Annotated in this window: 6 protein-coding genes; all 6 read left to right on the top strand. The window is 67.2% G+C overall.

Features of this window, described 5'->3' with window-relative positions; translation table 11 throughout:
- Positions 1 to 243 precede the first annotated feature (243 nt).
- Positions 244 to 4161 (top strand): S8 family serine peptidase, encoded by a 3918-nt coding sequence (locus tag C2L80_RS03025; RefSeq protein WP_103262613.1) that lies wholly within the window; start codon positions 244 to 246, stop codon positions 4159 to 4161.
- Between the two features lie 12 nt (positions 4162 to 4173).
- On the top strand, positions 4174 to 8160 hold the full coding sequence (locus tag C2L80_RS03020) for a S8 family serine peptidase (RefSeq protein WP_103262612.1): 3987 nt from the start codon (positions 4174 to 4176) through the stop codon (positions 8158 to 8160).
- Positions 8161 to 8172: 12 nt separating this feature from the next.
- Positions 8173 to 11871, top strand: a complete 3699-nt coding sequence (locus C2L80_RS03015) for a S8 family serine peptidase (RefSeq protein WP_103262611.1) — start codon at positions 8173 to 8175, stop codon at positions 11869 to 11871.
- Positions 11872 to 12066: 195 nt separating this feature from the next.
- Positions 12067 to 14466: a C1 family peptidase gene (locus C2L80_RS03010; RefSeq protein WP_103262610.1), complete on the top strand. Its 2400-nt coding sequence runs from the start codon at positions 12067 to 12069 to the stop codon at positions 14464 to 14466.
- 113 nt (positions 14467 to 14579) lie between these two features.
- Positions 14580 to 14876: a hypothetical protein gene (locus C2L80_RS03005; RefSeq protein WP_103262609.1), complete on the top strand. Its 297-nt coding sequence runs from the start codon at positions 14580 to 14582 to the stop codon at positions 14874 to 14876.
- Between the two features lie 35 nt (positions 14877 to 14911).
- Complete coding sequence (locus tag C2L80_RS03000; RefSeq protein ID WP_103262608.1) at positions 14912 to 18643, top strand: lectin like domain-containing protein; 3732 nt, start codon at positions 14912 to 14914, stop codon at positions 18641 to 18643.
- The last annotated feature ends 5 nt before the right edge of the window (positions 18644 to 18648 follow it).

Genomic DNA, 18648 nt, shown 5'->3' with positions numbered 1-18648 from the left:
ATTGCAACATGTAACCTATTTGGAGGGTTTTGTTTGGCTTTGTTTGGCTGAGGATCGCGGGCGGCAGAACGCGTTGTCTCTGGGTCGCAGATGGACGGTTCGGTTCGGCTCGGTTGCTGCCGTTCGTTGTGTGAGGATGGTGGGCCGTTCGCGGGAATCCTCGTTGTTTTGTTGCCGTTTTGTTGCACAGCCTTCTTTATCATAAGTCCGATTTTTTGCATGCGCGCGATGTCGGAGGAGATAATGAAACGATTGGGAAACATAGCGCTCGGGGCGCTGTTGGCGTGCTCGCTTGTGCCGGTGCCGGTGGGCGCGGCATGGGCCGACGAGCCGGCTGCGGGCGCTGGATCGGGCAATGCGGCCGGTGCCGAGGCAGGGCAGCTGGCGCTTGAGCCCGGCACCTACGTGGAGCACGAGGCCATCGCGTACGTGATGGACGGCGGGGCGCGGACGCTCTCGTCTGGCGGCGGGGCGCTCGACGGCGCCCAGGATCTGATGGATATCGCGGCGGGCGCGGCCGCCGAGGCGCTTGGCGGCGATGCCGACGCGTCCGAGGCCGCGGCCTTCGCGCGCTCGCTCTCGGCGAACGGGGAGGCCGAGGCTCCAGCTGGCCGCCTCGTGCTCGTGCGCGACGAGGGCAAGACGACCGAGCAGCTCATCGCCGAGCTGGAGGCCGACCCGCGCGTGGTGTTCGCCGAGCCGAACGCCGTGGTGGAGACGATCGACGCCGACGAAGAGGCGGCGCAGATCGCGCTTTCGGACGAAGCGCTCGTCGGGGAGTGGGTGGCCGAGGCCGCGACGGCCGACGCGGATGGTGGATCCGGTGAAGCTGGTGCGGCCGACGGACCCGGTGGGCCCGACGCGGCTGGTGCGGCCGGCGAGGTCGACGAGACTGGCGCGGCCAGCGTGGCTGGCGAGACTGACATGACCGCCACGTCCGAGGGTGCGGAGGACGGCGCGTCGCAGGGCGGTGCCGCAGGCGCGGGCGACGATTCCGATGCGGCCGGCGAGACTGATGCGACCGAGCCCGCGCCCGCCGCGAACGGCGATGCGTCAGCCGCTTCCATTCCCGACCTTACCGAGTTCCAGTGGTACGCCGATAACGACGGGCGCATGGCCGGCGTTTCCGCAGAGGAAGCCGCCGATGTGGATTACGGGGATTGGAACAACCCCGAAGCCGCCACGAGCCTTGATGAGGTGGTGGTGGCCGTCCTGGACAACGGCGTGGACGCCTCCAACCCCGATTTGGCCCCGGTCATGTGGTCGTGGAATGACTGCTCCGATGCGACGAAGGCCCAGCTGCAGGACATTCCCGGTGCCGATGAGCACGGTTTCTCTGCTGGCGCGCCCGGCACCACTTCCACCACGGGCATCGCCAATTATCACGGCACGCACGTGGCCGGCATCATCGGCGCGGAGTGGAACGGCATGGGCACTTCCGGCATCGCGCCGAATGCGAGCATCCTGTCCGTGCGACACGACGACACGCTGTCCGGCATTTTGCGCTGCCTCGATTACTTGGCTGCGGCGCGGTATGCGGGCGTGCCGGTGGAGGTGGTGAACAATTCGTGGACGATGGGCCAGCCTCAGTGGCGCTCCATCGACCTTGCAATCACCGCGATAGGAAAGCGGGGCATAACGAGCGTGTTCGGCGTGGGAAATTCAGCGCGCAACAACGATGAGGCACCCGCCACGCCTACGCTTCTGGCGGACAATCCGTATGTGGTGGCGGTGTCTTCCCTTGATGTCACGGGCGAGATGTCGCCGTTTTCCCAATATGGGGAAACCACCGCCGATGTGATGGCGCCAGGTGGCGGCATCTTGTCAACCTATGGCACGGCCATGCAGCAGTATTTGGCCGAAGGGGATGCCGAAGCGGTGCTGTACCAGAGCTTCGACGGGAGCAGCCATGCGGCCGCAGGAGTGGATGAGGCGGAAGCGAAGGCGTTTACCTTTCATCCGAGAGGAAGTTCTGATTGCTCGATAGAGGAGGTGGGCGATCAGCGCCGCTTCGATGGCGATGCCGCGTTGGAAGTGACAATGCCCACTGGCGTGGCGATACTGGAAAGCAGCGTGATCGATCTTTCGGGGGTGGAGCAACCTCCCACGCATATGAGCATCCGCTACATGCCAAAAGCTGACGAAGCTGCCGTTGCGGGCGCGCTTGTTCAGGTGAAAATGAAAAATGGCGACTGGATACCGGCGGCCTCACTGATCCCCCAAGCATTTGGTTTGGGCGGCGGCTCGTGGGGCGGGTTCTCCCTTGATCTTTCCAAAGCGCCCGAGTTCGACTCTATTGATTGGGAGCACTTCCAGATACAGATATTATGCATGCTCTCGAAGTTCTCCTATGTGGATGGATTGCAATACGGGCAGCCGGGCGGTCCCGAGGCGCCTACTTTGGTGCCGGGCACGCTGGTGATAGACAGCATCGGCCTCGGCAGCGATACGGTGCCCTATACCTATCTCGACGGCACGTCGATGGCCACGCCGGCGGCAGCAGGCGCGGCGGCCGTGCTGGCGGGCGCGGGGCTGGCAGAGGTGGAGGATGACCCCGCGAAGTCGGCGGAGAAGCTGGCGGCCCTGCTGCGCGCCGCCGCCGAGCCGAATGCGGCTTACGAGGGGCTGTGCTCCACGGGCGGCAGCGTGTCGGTGGACAACGCGCTGGTCGAAGACGACCTCGGCCCGGCCATCACGGCGGTGGCCGACGCGGGCGACGAGGTCAAGGTGCAGGGCTACTTCATGCCGGAGGGCACGGCCGTCTCGCTGGACGGCGCGCCCGCCGAGGTGACCGGGCGGCTCGAACTGGGCGACGGCAAGGCCGAGCTGACCGTGCAAAAGCCCGCGGGCTTCGCAGGCGGGCAGGTGGTCGTGCGCGCGGAGGCGAACGGCAAGCACAGCAAGCAGCTGGCCGATTTCGGCGAGCGCACAGACACGGTCTATTACGACCAGACGGGGTTGCCCGTTCCCGAGGGGCTGGACGAGCGGGGCGCCTGGCAGCTGGTGGGCTACAACGGCTTGGTGTACTGCCTGCCGCGTTCGACGGTGTTTGAGATGGCGAGCGACCCGTCGGTGCCGCTCAGCTGCATCTGGGCCTACGACCCCGACCGGCAGCTCTGGAGCGAGGTGGCGCTTCCTTCGGAGTTAATAGAACCCAGCATGCCGGAGGGCGGCAGCGCGTTGGTGGATGCCACCGGAACCACGGTTGACGGGAAGCTGCTGCTGCGCCTCACCATGAAAGCAAGCACCGAATCGGCGAGCGACGGCGTGGTGTGGTTGACGATGGATTCCAACGGTTCATGGGAACGTTGTGCGGGCGTGCAAGACGAGGCCGACGGGGCTCTTATGCTGGCCACCTTGGGCAGCGACGGAAAGAACGTGTATTTGTTCGGCGGCTATAATCTGGAAACGAAAGCGGAGAATAGTATCTATCGCGTGGATCCGAATGGCGGCTTGTTTGAGGCCGTCGGCCAGTTGAGCAGGCCGCGCAGCGCTCCGCAAGTATCGTATGGCAACGGGGCGTTTCTGGTGTCGTCGGGTGTCGGTTCCCTGAATCAAGGCGGTGGTATATCGGGCGTCGATCGCGTGACGATGGCGCAGGACGGCACCGCTGTGAGTGAGAAAGTAGACGGAGCGGGCGTGTTCCCGGAGGGTAGCTCGCAGCAGTTGGCATCGGGCGCGGTGGCGGACGGTTTCATGCTGGCAGGCATCGAGGGCGTATCCGGCGCCACCGACACCTTCACGCTGGACGCCGCAGATGGCAGCGTGGCGGACTACGGCAAGCGCGCGTCGCACCAGAAGCTGCTCACGCCGGTGGCCACGGCTTACAACGGGAACTTCTACGTGCTGGCCGCTACGGAAAACGCACCGTACCGCATCTTCAGCGCCACGGCGGTGGAAACGGTGGCGCAGCCGGGCGATTACGTGGCGCCCGGTCCGGAGCCCGGCCCCGAGCCCGAGCCGACGCCGACCCCGCTGCCCGAGCCCGATCCCGCGCCCACAGACGCCGACGGATCGGGCGCGACGCTGCAGCCGCTGGCCTCCACCGGCGATGTGCTGGGTGCGCCGACTGCGGCGCTGGCCGCCGTTGGCGTGGGCGCGCTGGCGACGCTGGCGCTGGCGGCTGCGGTGCTGCGTCGGCGCAGCGTGAACGAGCGGTAGAAGGGGGCTCTCATGGAGAAGAGACACGGGAGAAAATGGCTTTCCGGCGTTTTGGCCGCGACATTGGCGTGTTCTTTGACGCCGTTGCCCGCAGGGTTCGCGTTCGCAGACGAGGCAGATGGCGCGGCGGCTGCGGGCGGTGCGCCGTCCGCAGCGGAGCCGCTTCAGTTGGAACCCGGCACCTATGTGGAGCATGAGGCCGTTGCGTACGTGATGGACGGCGGGGCGCGGGCGTTCTCGTCCGACGACGGGGTGCTCGACGGCGCTCAGGAACTGATGGATATCGTGGCGGGCGCGGCCGCCGAGGCGCTTGGCGGCGACGCCGACGCGTCCGAGGCCGCGGCCTTCGCGCGCTCGCTCTCGGCAGATGGGGAGGCCGAGGTTGCGGCCGGCCGCCTCGTGCTCGTGCGCGACGAGGCCAAGACGACCGAGCAGCTTATCGCCGAGCTCGAAGCCGATCCGCGCGTGGTGTTCGCCGAGCCGAACGCCGTGGTGGAGACGATCGATGCCGACGAAGAGGCGGCGCAGGCCGCGCTTTCGGACGAAGCGCTCGTCGGGGAGTGGGTGGCCGAGGCTGATGCGGATGGCGAGCCGGATGCAGCTGGCGAGTCGGATGCGGCTGATACGACCGGTGCGACCGAATCGGCCACGAACGGCGCGACCGAGGGCGCGGACGGCAGCGTGTCGCAGGGCGGTGCCGAGAGCGTGGGCGACGCGCTCAAGGGTGCCGACGGATCGAACGGCGCAGAGGGCGCGGGCGCAAACGGCGACGACGCCTCCGGCTCCGACGCGACCGAGCCGAACGATGACACACCCACCGAGTTCGTGTGGGGCGAAGATGATAACGGTCCGGCGTCCGACCTCGACGACTTCGTGTGGGGCTTTAGCAACGATGGCCGCATGGGCGGCATCTCGGAGAGCGATGCGGTGGATATGGGCTACGGCGCATGGGCCGACAAGGCGGCGGGCAGCCTTGAAGAGGTGGTTGTGGCCGTCATCGACTCGGGCGTGGACGCCTCGAACCCCGATCTCGCGCCGGTCATGTGGGAGGCGTCGTCGGAGTTGCAGCAAAAGATCGGCGGCGACAAGCACGGCTTCGCCGCAGATGCCGACCCGGCGGCGGGCATCACCTCCACCACCGGCATAACTAGCTACCACGGCACGCACGTGGCGGGCACCGTCGGCGCGGCGTGGGACGGGCAGGGCGTGAGCGGCCTCGCACCGAACGCGTGCATCATGGCGGTGCGCCACGGCGATACGCTCGCCGGCGTGCTGCAGTGCTTCGATTACGTGAGCCGCGCGTGCGACGCGGGCGTGGACGTGCGGGTGTCCAACAACTCGTGGGGCTTCGGGCAGGGCATGTGGCGCTCCGTCGACCTCGCGGTGACCGAGATTGGGCAACAGGGAGTCACGAGCGTATTCGCGTCCGGCAACTCCGCGTTCGACAACGATGCGGCGGCCACCACGGCCACCACGCTGGCCGACAACCCCTATGTCGTGGTGGTGGACGCGTTTGATCCCACGGGCGAGCCCGCCACATTCACCCAATACGGCGAGACGACCACCGACGTGATGGCCCCCGGCTCCACCATCCTATCCACGTGGGCCACCGACGAGGCGGGTGGGGCCAATGGCCCGAACTACCTTGGCGAGGAAGACGAAGAAGCCGTGCTGTATGAGAGTTTCGACGATGAAAGCCATGCGAGCGCTCCCCTTGGGGAAGGGCAGACGGGGGTGGCGAATTCCGATGGCGACGATGCTCATGCCGTGCGCGGCACCTACCTTTCGTTCTCCTCGAAAGCCGGAGCTTCTTCGATCGAGGTGCGCGAGGACGGCAAGCGCTTCGACGGAAACGCTGCGCTTGAATTGAGCTACGATCCTATTTCCGACAACGACTCGTTCAACGTGGTGGCGAGCGATCCCATCGATCTTTCCGGTGCGGCCGAGAAGCCTCGCTATCTCAGCATCCGCACCACGGCGACCTCCGACGCAACGGACTCGTTTGTGCTCGGTCAAGCTATCGTTTTGGTGAAGCAGACTAACGACCCCGAAATGAGTGAGCCTCGTGCGGCGAAACTTACTCCCGTGGCGGGCTCTTCGTTCGGCATCGGTGGCGATTCGTGGTCTGGCTTTACGGCGAAACTTCCCGAAGATGTTGACTGGGAGCAGTTCCAGATACAGATCGACTATAAGGTGATCGAGATGTCTATGCAGGGCGGCGCTCATCAGACGGGCAGCCCCGTTCCTGCAACGCTGACGATTGACAGCATCGGCTTGGGCAGCGATTTGGTGCCCTATGGGTACCAGCAGGGCACGTCGATGGCGTCTCCCGCAGTGGCCGGCGCGGCGGCGGTGCTGGCCGGCATGGGCGAAGCGAACGTCCAAGGCGACAAGGCGAAGTCGGCTGAAAAGCTGGCGGCGCTCGTGAAGGGTGCGGCCGTGTACGACGAGCGCTACGAGGGCCTGTGCTCCACGAGTGGCTACGCTACGGTGGACGGCGCGGAGAACCCCGGACCGGCCATCACGGCGGTGCGCGATGCGGGCGACACTGTGGAGGTGGAGGGCTACTTCATGCCCGAGGGCGCGACGGCTGTCACGCTGGGCGACGTGGGCGCCGAGGTGGCCGAATGGCGCAACCTCGGCGACGGCAAGGCGCGCCTGACGGTGCAGAAGCCCGAGGACTTCGCGGGCGGCCAGACGGTCGTGCGCGTGGAGGCGAGCGGCAAACTGGCCAGCCACCGCGCCGACTTGGGCGAGCGTGTGGACGCGACTTATTACGACCAGACGAACCTGCCCGTCCCCGAGGAGCTTGACGATTGGGGCTCGTGGCAGCTGGTGGGCTTCAACGGCGACATCTACTGTCTGCCGCGCACGACCAACTTCGACGTGGAGCCGAACGCACACGACTTCATCCTGCGCTATCGTCCCGATGCGCAGGAGTGGGAGCGCGTGCCGCTGCCGACGGATCTTGCGCAGGCGGCAGGCTTGCAAGGCATCATCGACGTGTCGGGTGCCACGGTGGATGGCGCGCTGGTGTTGCAGCTGGCCGATGCACCGGGTTCCATCACGTTCGTCCGCTACACGGCGAGCGGAACGTGGGAGCCCACCGGCTGCATGTTCTCGCTTGGGCCCGCCACGCCGGCGTTCGGAACGCTGGCGAGCGACGGCGAGTCCGCGTATGTGTTCGGGGGCTTGGGTTTCGCGAACGGCAAGACGACAGACGGCAAGGCTGTGTATCGCGTGAATTTCGATGCACAGGCGCTTGAAACATGCGGCGAGCTTTCTGTGGGGCGCATTCGCCCTCAGGTTTCGTACGGCAACGGCTCGTTCGTGGTTTCGGGTGGCATTTCCGCGAGTTATCAGGCGGGCGGTGTTTCGGGTATCGATTTGGTGATGCCGCAAAGCGGCGGTTGGGATGAGGATGCGAACGAGCCGCTTCCCGCCGGGTGGCTTGTGGGCATGTCGGTGGACACGACGGCACTCGTGACCGAGACGGGGCAGCTGGCTTGGGCGTCAGGCGCGCTCGCGGACGGTTTTGCGCTCGTCGGCCCCGAAAGCGACGACGGTGCAACCGACACCTACCTGTTGGCGGACGACGGCTTTTCCGACCCCGAGCAGTACGGCAAGCGCGCTTCGTGGCAGAAGCTGCTTGCCCCGGCGGCTACGGCCTATCGCGGCCAGCTCTACGTGCTGGCGGGCGTGCAGAACGAGCCGTACCGCGCGTTCAGCGCCACGGCGGTGGAGACGGTGGAGCAGCCGGGCGATTACGTTGCCCCCGAGCCGAAGCCCGACCCCGAGCCGGAGCCTGAACCCGGTCCGATGCCCAACCCTGCGCCCACGGACGCCGAGGGCTCCGGCGAAGCGTTGCAACCGCTGGCCTCCACCGGCGATGTGCTGGGTGCGCCGACTGCGGCGCTGGCCGCCGTTGGCGTGGGCGCGCTGGCGACGCTGGCGCTGGCGGCTGCGGCACTGCGTCGGCGCAGCGTGCGCGAGCGGTAGAAGGAGATTTGCATGGAGAAGAGGCGTGGGGCGAGATGGCTTTCCGGCGTTTTGGCCGCGACGTTGGCATGCTCTTTGGTGCCGCTGCCCGCAGGGTTCGCGCTCGCGGACGAGGTGGATGGTGCGGCGGCTGCGGACGGTGCGCCGTCCGCAGCGGAGCCGCTTCAGCTGGAGCCCGGCACGTATGTGGAGCATGAGGCCGTTGCGTACGTGCTGGATGATGCTTCGGGTGGCGCGCAGCTTCTCGCGGCGAACGCTTCCGGCGATGATGCGCTGGCGGGAGCCGAGGACTTGATGGAGGTGGGTGCCGCTGCGGCGGAGGAGGCGCTGGGCACGGGGACATCTGCGGAGGAGCCATCTGCGGGCCGCCTTGTGCTGGTGCGCGACGAGGGCAAGACCACAGCTGAGCTGATCGCCGAGCTTGAAGCCGATCCGCGTGTGGCATTCGCCGAGCCGAACGCCGTGGTGAGCATCGAGGAGGTTTCGGATCCTTCCGGTTCTGCCGTTTCTTCAGATGCTTTGGACGCTCTCGCTTCTTCCGCTTTCCTTTCCGCAGAACCCGCCGACGCACCTGCTGCGGATACGGTGAGCGCGCCCGCCGCAGGTGAGACGGACGGGGAAACCCCCGATTTGAATGAATTTCTGTGGGCGTTCGACAACGATGGCCGCATGGGCGGCATCGATGCCGCAGGGGCTGTCGATGTGGATTTCGCGGCATGGGCGACTCAAGATGCCTCGCAGTTGAACTTGGAGGACGTGGTGGTGGCCGTCGTGGACACGGGCGTGGATGCGACTAACCCCGATTTGGCCTCGGTGATGTGGTCGTGGAATGACGAGCCTGCCGATGTGCGGGCGCGGCTGGAGGCTATTCCCGGCGCCGACGAGCACGGGTTCGTCTCCAACCATGCCACCGCACCCGGCCTCACCTCCACCACGGGCATCACCAACTATCACGGCACGCACGTGGCTGGCATCATCGGCGCGGCATGGGACGGGCAGGGCGTGAGCGGCCTCGCCCCGAACGTGCGCATCATGTCCGTCACCACCGGCAGCACGAACGTCGATGCACTGGCGGCCCTCGATTTCGTGCGGCAAGCGCGCGAGGCCGGCGTGAACGTGCGGGTGGCGAACAACTCCTGGGGGTGGAGCCAGAATCAGTCGCGCGCGGTGAACTGCGCGATGGCGGAGCTGGGCCAAGCGGGCGTTACGAGCGTGGTGGCCGTGGGCAACTGCGCGTACGACACCGATGCGGCGGGCTCCACGAACAGCACGTTGGTGGAGAACCCCTACGTGGTGACGGTGGGTTCTGTCGACCCCACGGGCGCGCCCTCGCTGTTCACCCAGTATGGCGAAACCACCACCGACGTGATGGCGCCGGGTTCCGGCATCCTCTCCACGTGGGGCACGGCTGTGGCGGGGTACCTGGGCGAAGCGGATCCCGATGCGGTGATCTACGAGAGCTTCGATGGGAAAAGCCGCGCGGACGAGGCCCTGGGCGACGGCTTCCCCGGCCTTGTTTTTACGAGCGCCAATGCGGAAGCGCATGTGGGCGAGGCGGGGGAGCGGAGTTTCGACGGCGACCGCGCGCTTCAGGTGGAGTACTCCGCCGAGGTGGCGGCATCGGGGGTTCCCTTCGCCATGCTTGCGGGTCAGACGGTGGATCTTTCCGGCTTGACCGAGAAGCCGAAGTATGTGAGCGTGCGCCTTTCGGGTGCGCCTCTCGAAGGAGCTGCGGACAGCGTGTTTCCTGGCGCGGCTTTGATCGTGCCTGTTGTCGGTGGGGGCGTTTCCATCGCTCAATTGACGCCGCTTTCGTCGTTTGGGGCTGGTGGCGATTCGTGGGCGGGCTTCTATGCCGCGCTGCCCGAGAACACGGATTGGGAGCATTTCTCGCTGCAGGTGTATTGCTATCTGCAGAAGGTCTTTTTCTCGGACGGCGTGTTTGTGCAGGCGGGCTACACGCCGGGCACCATCTCTGTGGATAGCATCGGCCTTGGCAGCAATGTGGTGCCCTATGCCTACATGCAGGGCACATCGATGGCTGCGCCGGTGGCGACGGGCGCAGCGGCTGTGCTGGCGGGCGCGGGGCTGGCCGACGCCGAGGGCGGCGACCCCGCGAAGTCGGCGGAGAGGCTGGCGGCCCTGCTGCGCGCCGCCGCCGAGCCGGGCGAAGCCTACGGGGGGCTGTGCTCCACGGGCGGCAGCGTGTCGGTGGACAACGCGCTCGAGGACGACCTCGGGCCGGCCATCACGGCGGTGGCCGATGAAGGCGACACGGTGAAGGTGCAGGGCTACTTCATGCCGGAGGGCACGGTCGTCTCGCTGGACGGCGCGCCCGCCGAGGTGACCGGGCGGCGCGATCTGGGCGACGGCAAGGCCGAGCTGACCGTGCGGAAGCCTGCGGGCTTCGCGGGCGGGCAGGTGGTCGTGCGCGCGGAGGCGAACGGCAAGCGCAGCGAACAGCTGGCCGACCTGGGCGAGCGCGCGGACGTGGCCTACTACGACCGGACGGGGCTGCCCGTCCCCGAGGAATTGGACGAGTGGGGCGCGTGGCAGCTCGTGGGCTACAACGGCTCGGTGTACTGCCTGCCGCGTCGCGATACGGTGTACGAGACGACCGCTATCGAGGGCCTGTTGCGCTATGACCCTAACGGTCAGGCGTGGGAGCGTGTGGCGTTTCCCTCCGACCTCATCTCCAAGGCGGGGCTGGTCGATGTCGTGGACGCGACGGGTGCCACGCTGGACGGTGCGCTGGTGCTGCTGTTGACCGACCGAACCGACAGGGTGGCGCTCGTTCGCCTTGCCGCCGATGGGACGTGGGAGCCTTTGGACTGCGGCTATGCGGGGAATGCGGAAGGGCCGATCCTCTGCACGATGGCGAGCGACGGCGAAGATCTGTATCTGTTCGGCGGCGTTGTGGGCGGGGCCGACAACGTGACGGTGTGCCGGATGAACCTCGAGCGGGAATCTGCCGACGAGGAACCGTTCGAGATGGCGGGCCAGCTAGCCAGGGCGCGCGTGCGCCCGCAGGTGGCGTACGGCGACGGTGCGTTCGTGGTGTCGGCCGGCGTGTCCTCGGCGGGCATGTTCAGTGGCGTGTCGGATGCCGAAGTGCTGACGGCGGGCGAGGATGGCCTCCTTGCGGGCACGGCGGTGGACTTCTCGTCCCTCGTGGAAAGCACCGGGGGAACGTCGTACGCCGCGGGTGCGGTGGCGGGCGGCTTCTTGCTGGCGGGCGCCGAGAGCGCCGACGGCACGGCCGATACCTATGAACTGGGCATCGGGCGGTCGGTCACGCCGACGGCGTACGAAAAGCGTGCATCCCATCAGGTGCTGCTGGCTCCGGCGGCCACGGCCTACCGGGGGAACTTCTATGTGCTGGCGGCTACGGAGAACGCGCCGAACCGCATCTTCAGCGCCACGGCGGTGGAGACGGTGGAGCAGCCGGGCGACTACGTGGCGCCCGAACCGGAGCCCGGCCCCGATCCGGAGCCAGGCCCCGAGCCTGAGCCGACGCCTGAACCCGGTCCGGCACCCGACCCCGCGCCCACGGACGCCGAGGGCTCGGGCGAGACGCTGCGGCCGCTGGCCTCCACCGGCGATGCGCTGGGCGCGCCGACGGCGGTGCTGGCTGCCGTGGGCGCGGGCGCGCTGGCGACGTTGGCACTGACAGCTGCGGCGGTTCGGCGCCGCAGCGCGCGCGGAGAGTAGGGAGCGGGCTTGCGGCGATGCGGTCGCCGTAAGCCCGCATGCAGGTGCGGCAGCGCGCGAAGCGCATAGAACGCGCCCCTTGAGATCGCATGCGGCCAGATGCGCGCTCCGATTCCCTTGAGCGGTTTGTCCGCGAAGGCTATGGGGGGTGCGGCGCGCAGCGCGCAAGGCGTGAAGAGGAACTGGAGGTGCAGCATGGAAGATGAAAAGCGCCCACGGCCCTTTGGCCGGCATGCGGCCCAGGTGGCCGTGTCGGCGATGCTTGCGGCCGGGCTCATGGGCGCGCCCTCTGCGGCATCTGCGGAGGAGGTCGCAGGGGGAGGCATAGAGCAGTTTCTGCCTTCGGCCGATTCCACCAGCATTGGCGAGGATGTGTTCGGTTGGGCCTCGCCCGCACCGGCGGCGAACGCGCTTTCGGCGGATGTTCTGCCTGAAACGTTCGACCTGCGCAATAATGATAAATTCGGCAACGTCGTCACGCCGGTGAAGTTCCAGAACCCGTGGGGCACCTGCTGGTCGTTCGGCGTTGTGGCGGCCTCCGAGACGAGCATCCTTTCCGAGGCCGCGCAGAAGCGCATCGCCTTGCCCGACGAGGCCAAGGACCTCTCGGAGCGCCATCTGGCGTGGTTCACCTACACGCCGCTTCTGCCCGACGACGATTCCGGCCAAGGCGGCGAGGGCATGGTAAGCCTCAAAGAAGGCAGCGCGCGCTTGGACAGCGGCGGAACATCGGTGTTTGGAACCTCCCTGTTCTCGTCGGGCATCGGCCCCGTTCCGGAATCGGAGGTGCCCTATCGGGGCAAAGCAGGGAAGATCGAAACGAAGAAAGACGACCAGGGCAACGAATACCCCTACCACTACAGCGCCGACGACGACTGGTCGGTGGACGAGGAGTATCGCTTCCAGCAGATGGTGGAGTTCGAGGAATCCGTGCAGCTGCCCTCGCCGGGTGACTACAATGCCACGGCGGGCGACGAAATGGCTGCGGGGGAGCACGAGAGCGCCGCGAAGAGCTACGAGAACGCCGAGCGCGCCAACGATGCCATCAAGCAGCAGCTGTACGAGGGGCGCGGCGTGGCCATCTCGTTCTGCGCAGATAAATCGAAGCCCGAGCAGGTCACCGAGGCGGGCTATATGAATCCCGGCAACAACGAGGACAAATCGTGGGCGCACTACACCCATGACAAGGTTCCCATCACCCACGCCGTGACCATCGTCGGCTGGGACGACAATTACGCCAAGGAGAACTTCGGCAACCCCGACCCGAAAACGGGCAAGGTCGACCCCGCCACACGGCCGCACGCCGACGGCGCGTGGATCGTCAAGAACAGCTGGGGTTCGCACGGGGAGTTCCCCAACGGGCACCCCGAAGGCTGGGGCACCGACGAGAACGGCGACGGCCACGGAGACGGCTACTTCTACCTCTCGTACTGGGACAAGACCATCAGCAACCCCGAGGCGTTCGACTTCTCCGTGGAGTCCGTGCAAAGCGAGGCCGAGTACTACCTTGCGCACCAGTACGACTATATGCCCTCATCAAGCGTTTTCAGTTCGGGTTCTTCGTATCCAAGCAGCATGGCGAACGTCTTCGAGGCTGGCGAGACGGAAGAGATTCGCAAGCTCACCTGCGAGACGACGTGCCCCAACACGCAGGTGACCTTCGAGGCGTACCTGCTTGACGAGGGCGCGACCCTGCCCACCGAGGGCCAGAAGCTGGTTGCGGTGGAGCGGACGTTCGACTGGGGCGGTTTCCATACGGTGGAATTGACCGATGATCAGGCGTTCACCCTTGATGCGGGCGATCGCTTCTCGGTGGTGGTGACGCAGCGGTGCTTGGACGACGGCAAGACCTACATTAGCTGGGATATCGGGGTTGGCAAAGATACCTTGGAGCAAGTCCAAGGATCCGAAGAGGCCGCTCAGGTGGTGCTTCCCAGCTATTATTCCGAGGGTGTGGTGAACGAGGGCGAGAGTTTCCTCTATGGGTTCGCCGACGGCGGGGAGAACTCCGAGTGGATGGACTTCTCTGAGGTTTCCGCAGTGCTCCAAGAGTCGGGCTACGAGGCGGACAACCCGCCCATCAAGGCGTACGGCTATCCGGTTGAAGAAGGCGGCGACGATCCTGCCACCGAGCAGGACATCGGACAGCTTGAGGACGCCATCAAGGATGCGCGCAACGATCTGGCGCAAACCGTCGTGAGCGCGGACGGCTCCGATGTGGCGAAGGGCACGCCGTGGGTGACGCAGGCCGCCCATGACGCGTTCGAAGCGGCCATCGCCTCTGCCGAGACAGCCGTGGGCGCAGAGCGTCCGCTTACGGGCGACATCGAGCGCGCCGCTGCGGATCTTGCCGCCGCGCGCGAGGCATTCGATGCCGCGAAGGCTGACGGCTTGAAGGAGGCGGGCGGCTCGGGCGGCTCGGGCGGCGGCTCCGAGGAGAAGCCCGACGCCGGATCCGATGGGAAGGGCGACGGCGCCTTGGTGCGGACCGGCGATGACGCGACGCTCGGTATCGCGGTTGCGTGCGTTGGCGGCCTGTCGGCGCTTGCCGCTGGTGCGGCGGTGGCGATGCGTCGGTTCATCGGCAAGGAGTAGCGCGCGGGCGCGTATGTAGGTGCAGGTGGCGGCCGGAGGGGTGCCTTCCGGCCGCTTGATTCGATACAGGTCCTTCCGCGTTGCGGCGGAGGGAGTGCGAAAGGAGAACCATCATGGGTTTGTTCGGTTCGGGGAAGTCCGACGAGGAGAAACTGCAGGAGCGCGTGGCGAAGGCGCTTGACGAGATGGGCGTCACTGTGGAGTCGGTGGCCGAGAAGGACGGCGCTCTGCATGTGGGCTGCTTCCAGGGATCGTCGGGGCTGACCTCGTACAAGAACCTGTCGCTCACCATGGAGGGCGTCATCGGCTTCCTGCAGCAAAACGGGCGCGAGATCGTGGATGTGAAAGTGAACCCCTGCGGGTCGGGCGACACCGTCATGAGCCAGCTGGTGACGGTTTTGTACCGCTAAGGAGGCGTTGCGTCGTGCGGCAGGAAGGGGCATCTATGGCGAAGCGGCTGTTCGCGCTGGCGCTCAGCGCGGTTTTGGCGTGCGGGCTGGTGCCCGCGGCGGCGTTCGCGCAGCCTGAGCAGTCGGCCGGTGCGTCGGATGAGGTGGTGGGTGCCGCCGATGGCTCGATGGCGGCGGGTGGGGCGGTGTCGGACAACGGGTCGCCGTCGGGTGGTGGCTTGGCGTCGGACGACAACTCGACGACAGAGGGCAACCCGGGTGGTGCGGCCTCTGCCGATGGCTCGCTTGCGGAGGACGGCGCGGCGTCGGGTGTTGCCGACGGCTCGCTTGTGGGCGTCGCCGACGGCCGGGAGGTGCTTGCGGAGGACGGCTCTACGGATGCGGGCGGGGGCGATTGGGCGGTTGCCGACGTGCGGCCCGGTGCGTTCTCCGCGCCGAGCGTTGCCGCCCTGTCGCGCTACAACTACCCGGATGCGGCGGCGGGCGTCCGCGCGGCCTACGAGGACGAGAGCGATTTGCCCGCGCGCTTCGACCTGCGCGAGACGGGCGTTTCCACACCGGTGAAGTTCCAGAACCCGTGGGGTTCGTGCTGGACGTTCGGCACGCTGGCCTCGCTTGAGAGCAATACGCTGGTGCAGGGCGGCCTCGCCAACGGCTCGACCCCCGATTTCTCCGAGCGCCAGCTGGCGTGGTTCGGCCGCACGGCGGTGGGGGCCGAGACGGACGCGGATCAGGCGGGAGAGGGCGCGTTCGCCAAACGCACGGAGGGCGCGACCTCAACCGACACCCAGCTCACCTTCAACGCCGGCGGCGACTACGGCATTTCCACCGCCGTGCTGTCCGCGTGGTTCGGCGCGGCCGACGAGGCCGATATCCCGTACACGGATGTGGATGGGATTTGGGATCCCTATGACACCTCCGGCAACTGGTCGCTGCCCGAAAGCGACCGCACCGTCGCGTCCGTGCATGTGCAGGACGTGATCTCGCTTCCCAGCCCCGCCGTGTTCTCCGATCCGGAGAATCCTTCCACGGAGAACTATACCTACGATCCTGATGCCACGGCGGCCATCAAGCGCGCGCTCATGGATAACGGCGCGGTGTCCGTGAGCTACCATGCCGATCAGTCGCGCCCGATCACCGATCCGGACGATCCCGGCCGCAAAGAAAGCGAGTATTTCAACTATGCGACGTGGGCGCAGTACGTGCGCGCCTACATCACCGAGGATGATCCGGTCACGCCCGAAGTGGACGAGCGCACGACGGCCAACCACGCCGTCGCCATCGTGGGCTGGGACGGCACGATCTCTCCGGAGACATTTTCCAGCGATCCTGCCAAGCAGCCGCCCGCCGCTGGTGCGTGGATCATCAAGAACAGCTGGAGCGCCGACTGGGGCTTGGACGGCTGTTTCTACCTGTCGTACTACGACATGAGCATTTGCGAGCCCACGTCCTTCTTGGTCGATCTGCCCGATGCGGACGGCTCGTTCAGCTACGATTCGAACTACCAGTATGATTACCTGAGCGCTGCGAGCGTGGGCAAGATCGAGCCGGGCGCGTTCGGGGAGGCCGTTGCGGCGGCCAATGTGTTCACGGCCGAGGACGACGAGGTGCTGGAGGCTGTGTCTGCGACCACGGCGAACCCTGGCTCCACCGTGCAGGTGGAGGTGTACCTGCTCGACAGCGACGCGACCGGCCCCACCGACGGCACGCCGGCGACGCGCCAGACCGAAGAGGTGGAGTACGGCGGCTACCACACCATCGTGCTGGACGAGCCGGTGGCCCTTGGCGCGGAGCAGCGGTTCTCGGTGGTGGAGCGCATCGAAGGGCGCGAGGGCGCGTACCTGCCGCTTGAGGTGGCGGCCTACGATGCCAACGACCCCGACGAGGCCCAGGGAGGCTACGTAAAGGCGCAGCGGGCCGTGGCGAACGCGGGCGAGAGCTTCTACAGCGACGATGGGGGCGCCACGTGGAGCGATGTGACAACGCTTTCCGCTGCCGAGGTGCAGGAGCGCATCTCTCCCTCGCGGTTTGGCGGCTATCCTCAGGTGAACGCGGAAGACGGCGTGGGCAACGTGATGATCAAGGCGTTCACGACGGACGGGGCGGAGCCCGAACCCGGTCCCGACCCCGAGGAGCCGGACGACCCGGCCCTGCGCTCGTCGCTCGACCCGCGCGAGGAGGGGCTTGCCACGCCGGTGCGCGATCAGGGTGCCACCGACCTGTGCGGGCCGTTCGCCTCGATGGCATCTTTGGAAACCTCGCTCGTCTACGACGGCGCGGCATCGGATGAGTTGGTGGAAGCGGGGCTTTCGCCCTTCCATGCCGTGTACTTCGCCACGATGGGCGACGAGGAGCGCGAGGCCGGTGGCCTGAACGCGTTCATGCCCGATAACCCCTATGGCGGCGGCACCTCGCCCTTCACCATAGCGAACAGCCTTGCGGCTGGCAAGGGCGCCGTGATCGCGCGCGAGGGGCAGACGGATGCGGCCTACGAGCCGATGGACGAGGCGCTGCGCTTCGCAAGCGACGTGCGCCTGACGGGTACGGCGGCGCTGGGTCTTGCGAGCGGCGGCTATTGGGAGACGCTTGAGGGCGACGCGCTGCGCGCAGCGGCGAAGCGCGTCATCGCCGAGGAGGGGCCGGTGGTGGCCGAGTTCTGCAGCCAACAGGGGCTGAACTTCAGCTGGGAGAACTCGTGCTACTACACGGCACCGGGCCAGACGGGCTACACAGCCGACCATTACGTGGCCGTCGTGGGCTGGGATGATGATTTCCCGCGCGCCCACTTCAACGAGGCGATGCGCCCCGAGAGCGACGGCGCGTGGCTTGTCAAGAACTCGTGGGGCACCGACCAAGGCGAGGCGGGGTACTTCTGGATCTCGTACGAGGATGCGACGCTTGACGTGCAGGCGGCTCTGTTCGGCGAGACGAAGCGTGCGGACGAGGCTGTCTACCAGTACGACGAGGCGGGCTGGACGGATTCGCTGTCGGTGGGCGGCAACGCGGGCTGGGCGGCGAACGTGTTCACGTCCGAGCGCGACGAGCAGCTTGACCGCGTGCAGTTCTGCACGACGGGCGTCGGCACCGCGTATGCGGTGGAGGTGCGCCGCGGTGTGGCGGCAGACGGCTCCGACCCGCGCGGCGGCGAGCTGGTGGCTGCGTGTTCGGGCGTGCAGGAGCTTCCCGGCTGGGTGACCGCGGAGCTTGACGAGCCGGTGGCGCTGTCTGCGGGCGAGACATTCTCGGTGGTGGTGCGGCTTCAGAACGAAAGCTATGCATATCCGCTGGCCGTGGAGACGTTCACGCCCGACCCCGAGCTGGCAGGGGCCGAACCCGAATACATGGGGCGCGGCGAGGACGGCACGCGCGAGGTGAGCTGGGTGTCGTCCGACGGCGTGACGTGGGAAGACCCTGCGGGCTACGGGCGCGACCTCGCGCGCGGCACGACGTCCGGCGGCGAGGCGGCGGGATCCGGCGCGACTGGCGCGGCTGCGGCGCTTGGAGAAGAAGCGCAGGCTGCGTCCGACGGCGGCTCCTCGCGCTCGTACGTGACGAACGTGTGCGTGAAGGCGCTCACCGTGCCGCGGGATGCGTCCGGCGGCACGGGCGATGCGGGTGGCGTGGACGGCGCGATGGGCGACCCGAAACCGCTCGCGTCCACGGGCGACGCGTTGGGAGCCGCCCTGCTGGCCATGGGGCTGACGGGCTTGCTGGCTGCGGTCGTGCTGACGGTTGCGGCGGGTCGGCGGCGCTTTCCGCTGCGATGACGTCG

Source organism: Rubneribacter badeniensis (genome assembly GCF_002899695.1).
Taxonomy (GTDB): Bacteria; Actinomycetota; Coriobacteriia; order Coriobacteriales; family Eggerthellaceae; genus Rubneribacter; species Rubneribacter badeniensis.
This window is presented reverse-complemented; position numbering and strand designations above follow the sequence as displayed.

Coding starts and splice junctions, on each gene's coding strand:
- C2L80_RS03025 (WP_103262613.1), top strand. CDS start 244: ATGAAACGATTGGGAAACATAGCGCTCGGGGCGCTGTTGGCGTGCTCG.
- C2L80_RS03020 (WP_103262612.1), top strand. CDS start 4,174: ATGGAGAAGAGACACGGGAGAAAATGGCTTTCCGGCGTTTTGGCCGCG.
- C2L80_RS03015 (WP_103262611.1), top strand. CDS start 8,173: ATGGAGAAGAGGCGTGGGGCGAGATGGCTTTCCGGCGTTTTGGCCGCG.
- C2L80_RS03010 (WP_103262610.1), top strand. CDS start 12,067: ATGGAAGATGAAAAGCGCCCACGGCCCTTTGGCCGGCATGCGGCCCAG.
- C2L80_RS03005 (WP_103262609.1), top strand. CDS start 14,580: ATGGGTTTGTTCGGTTCGGGGAAGTCCGACGAGGAGAAACTGCAGGAG.
- C2L80_RS03000 (WP_103262608.1), top strand. CDS start 14,912: ATGGCGAAGCGGCTGTTCGCGCTGGCGCTCAGCGCGGTTTTGGCGTGC.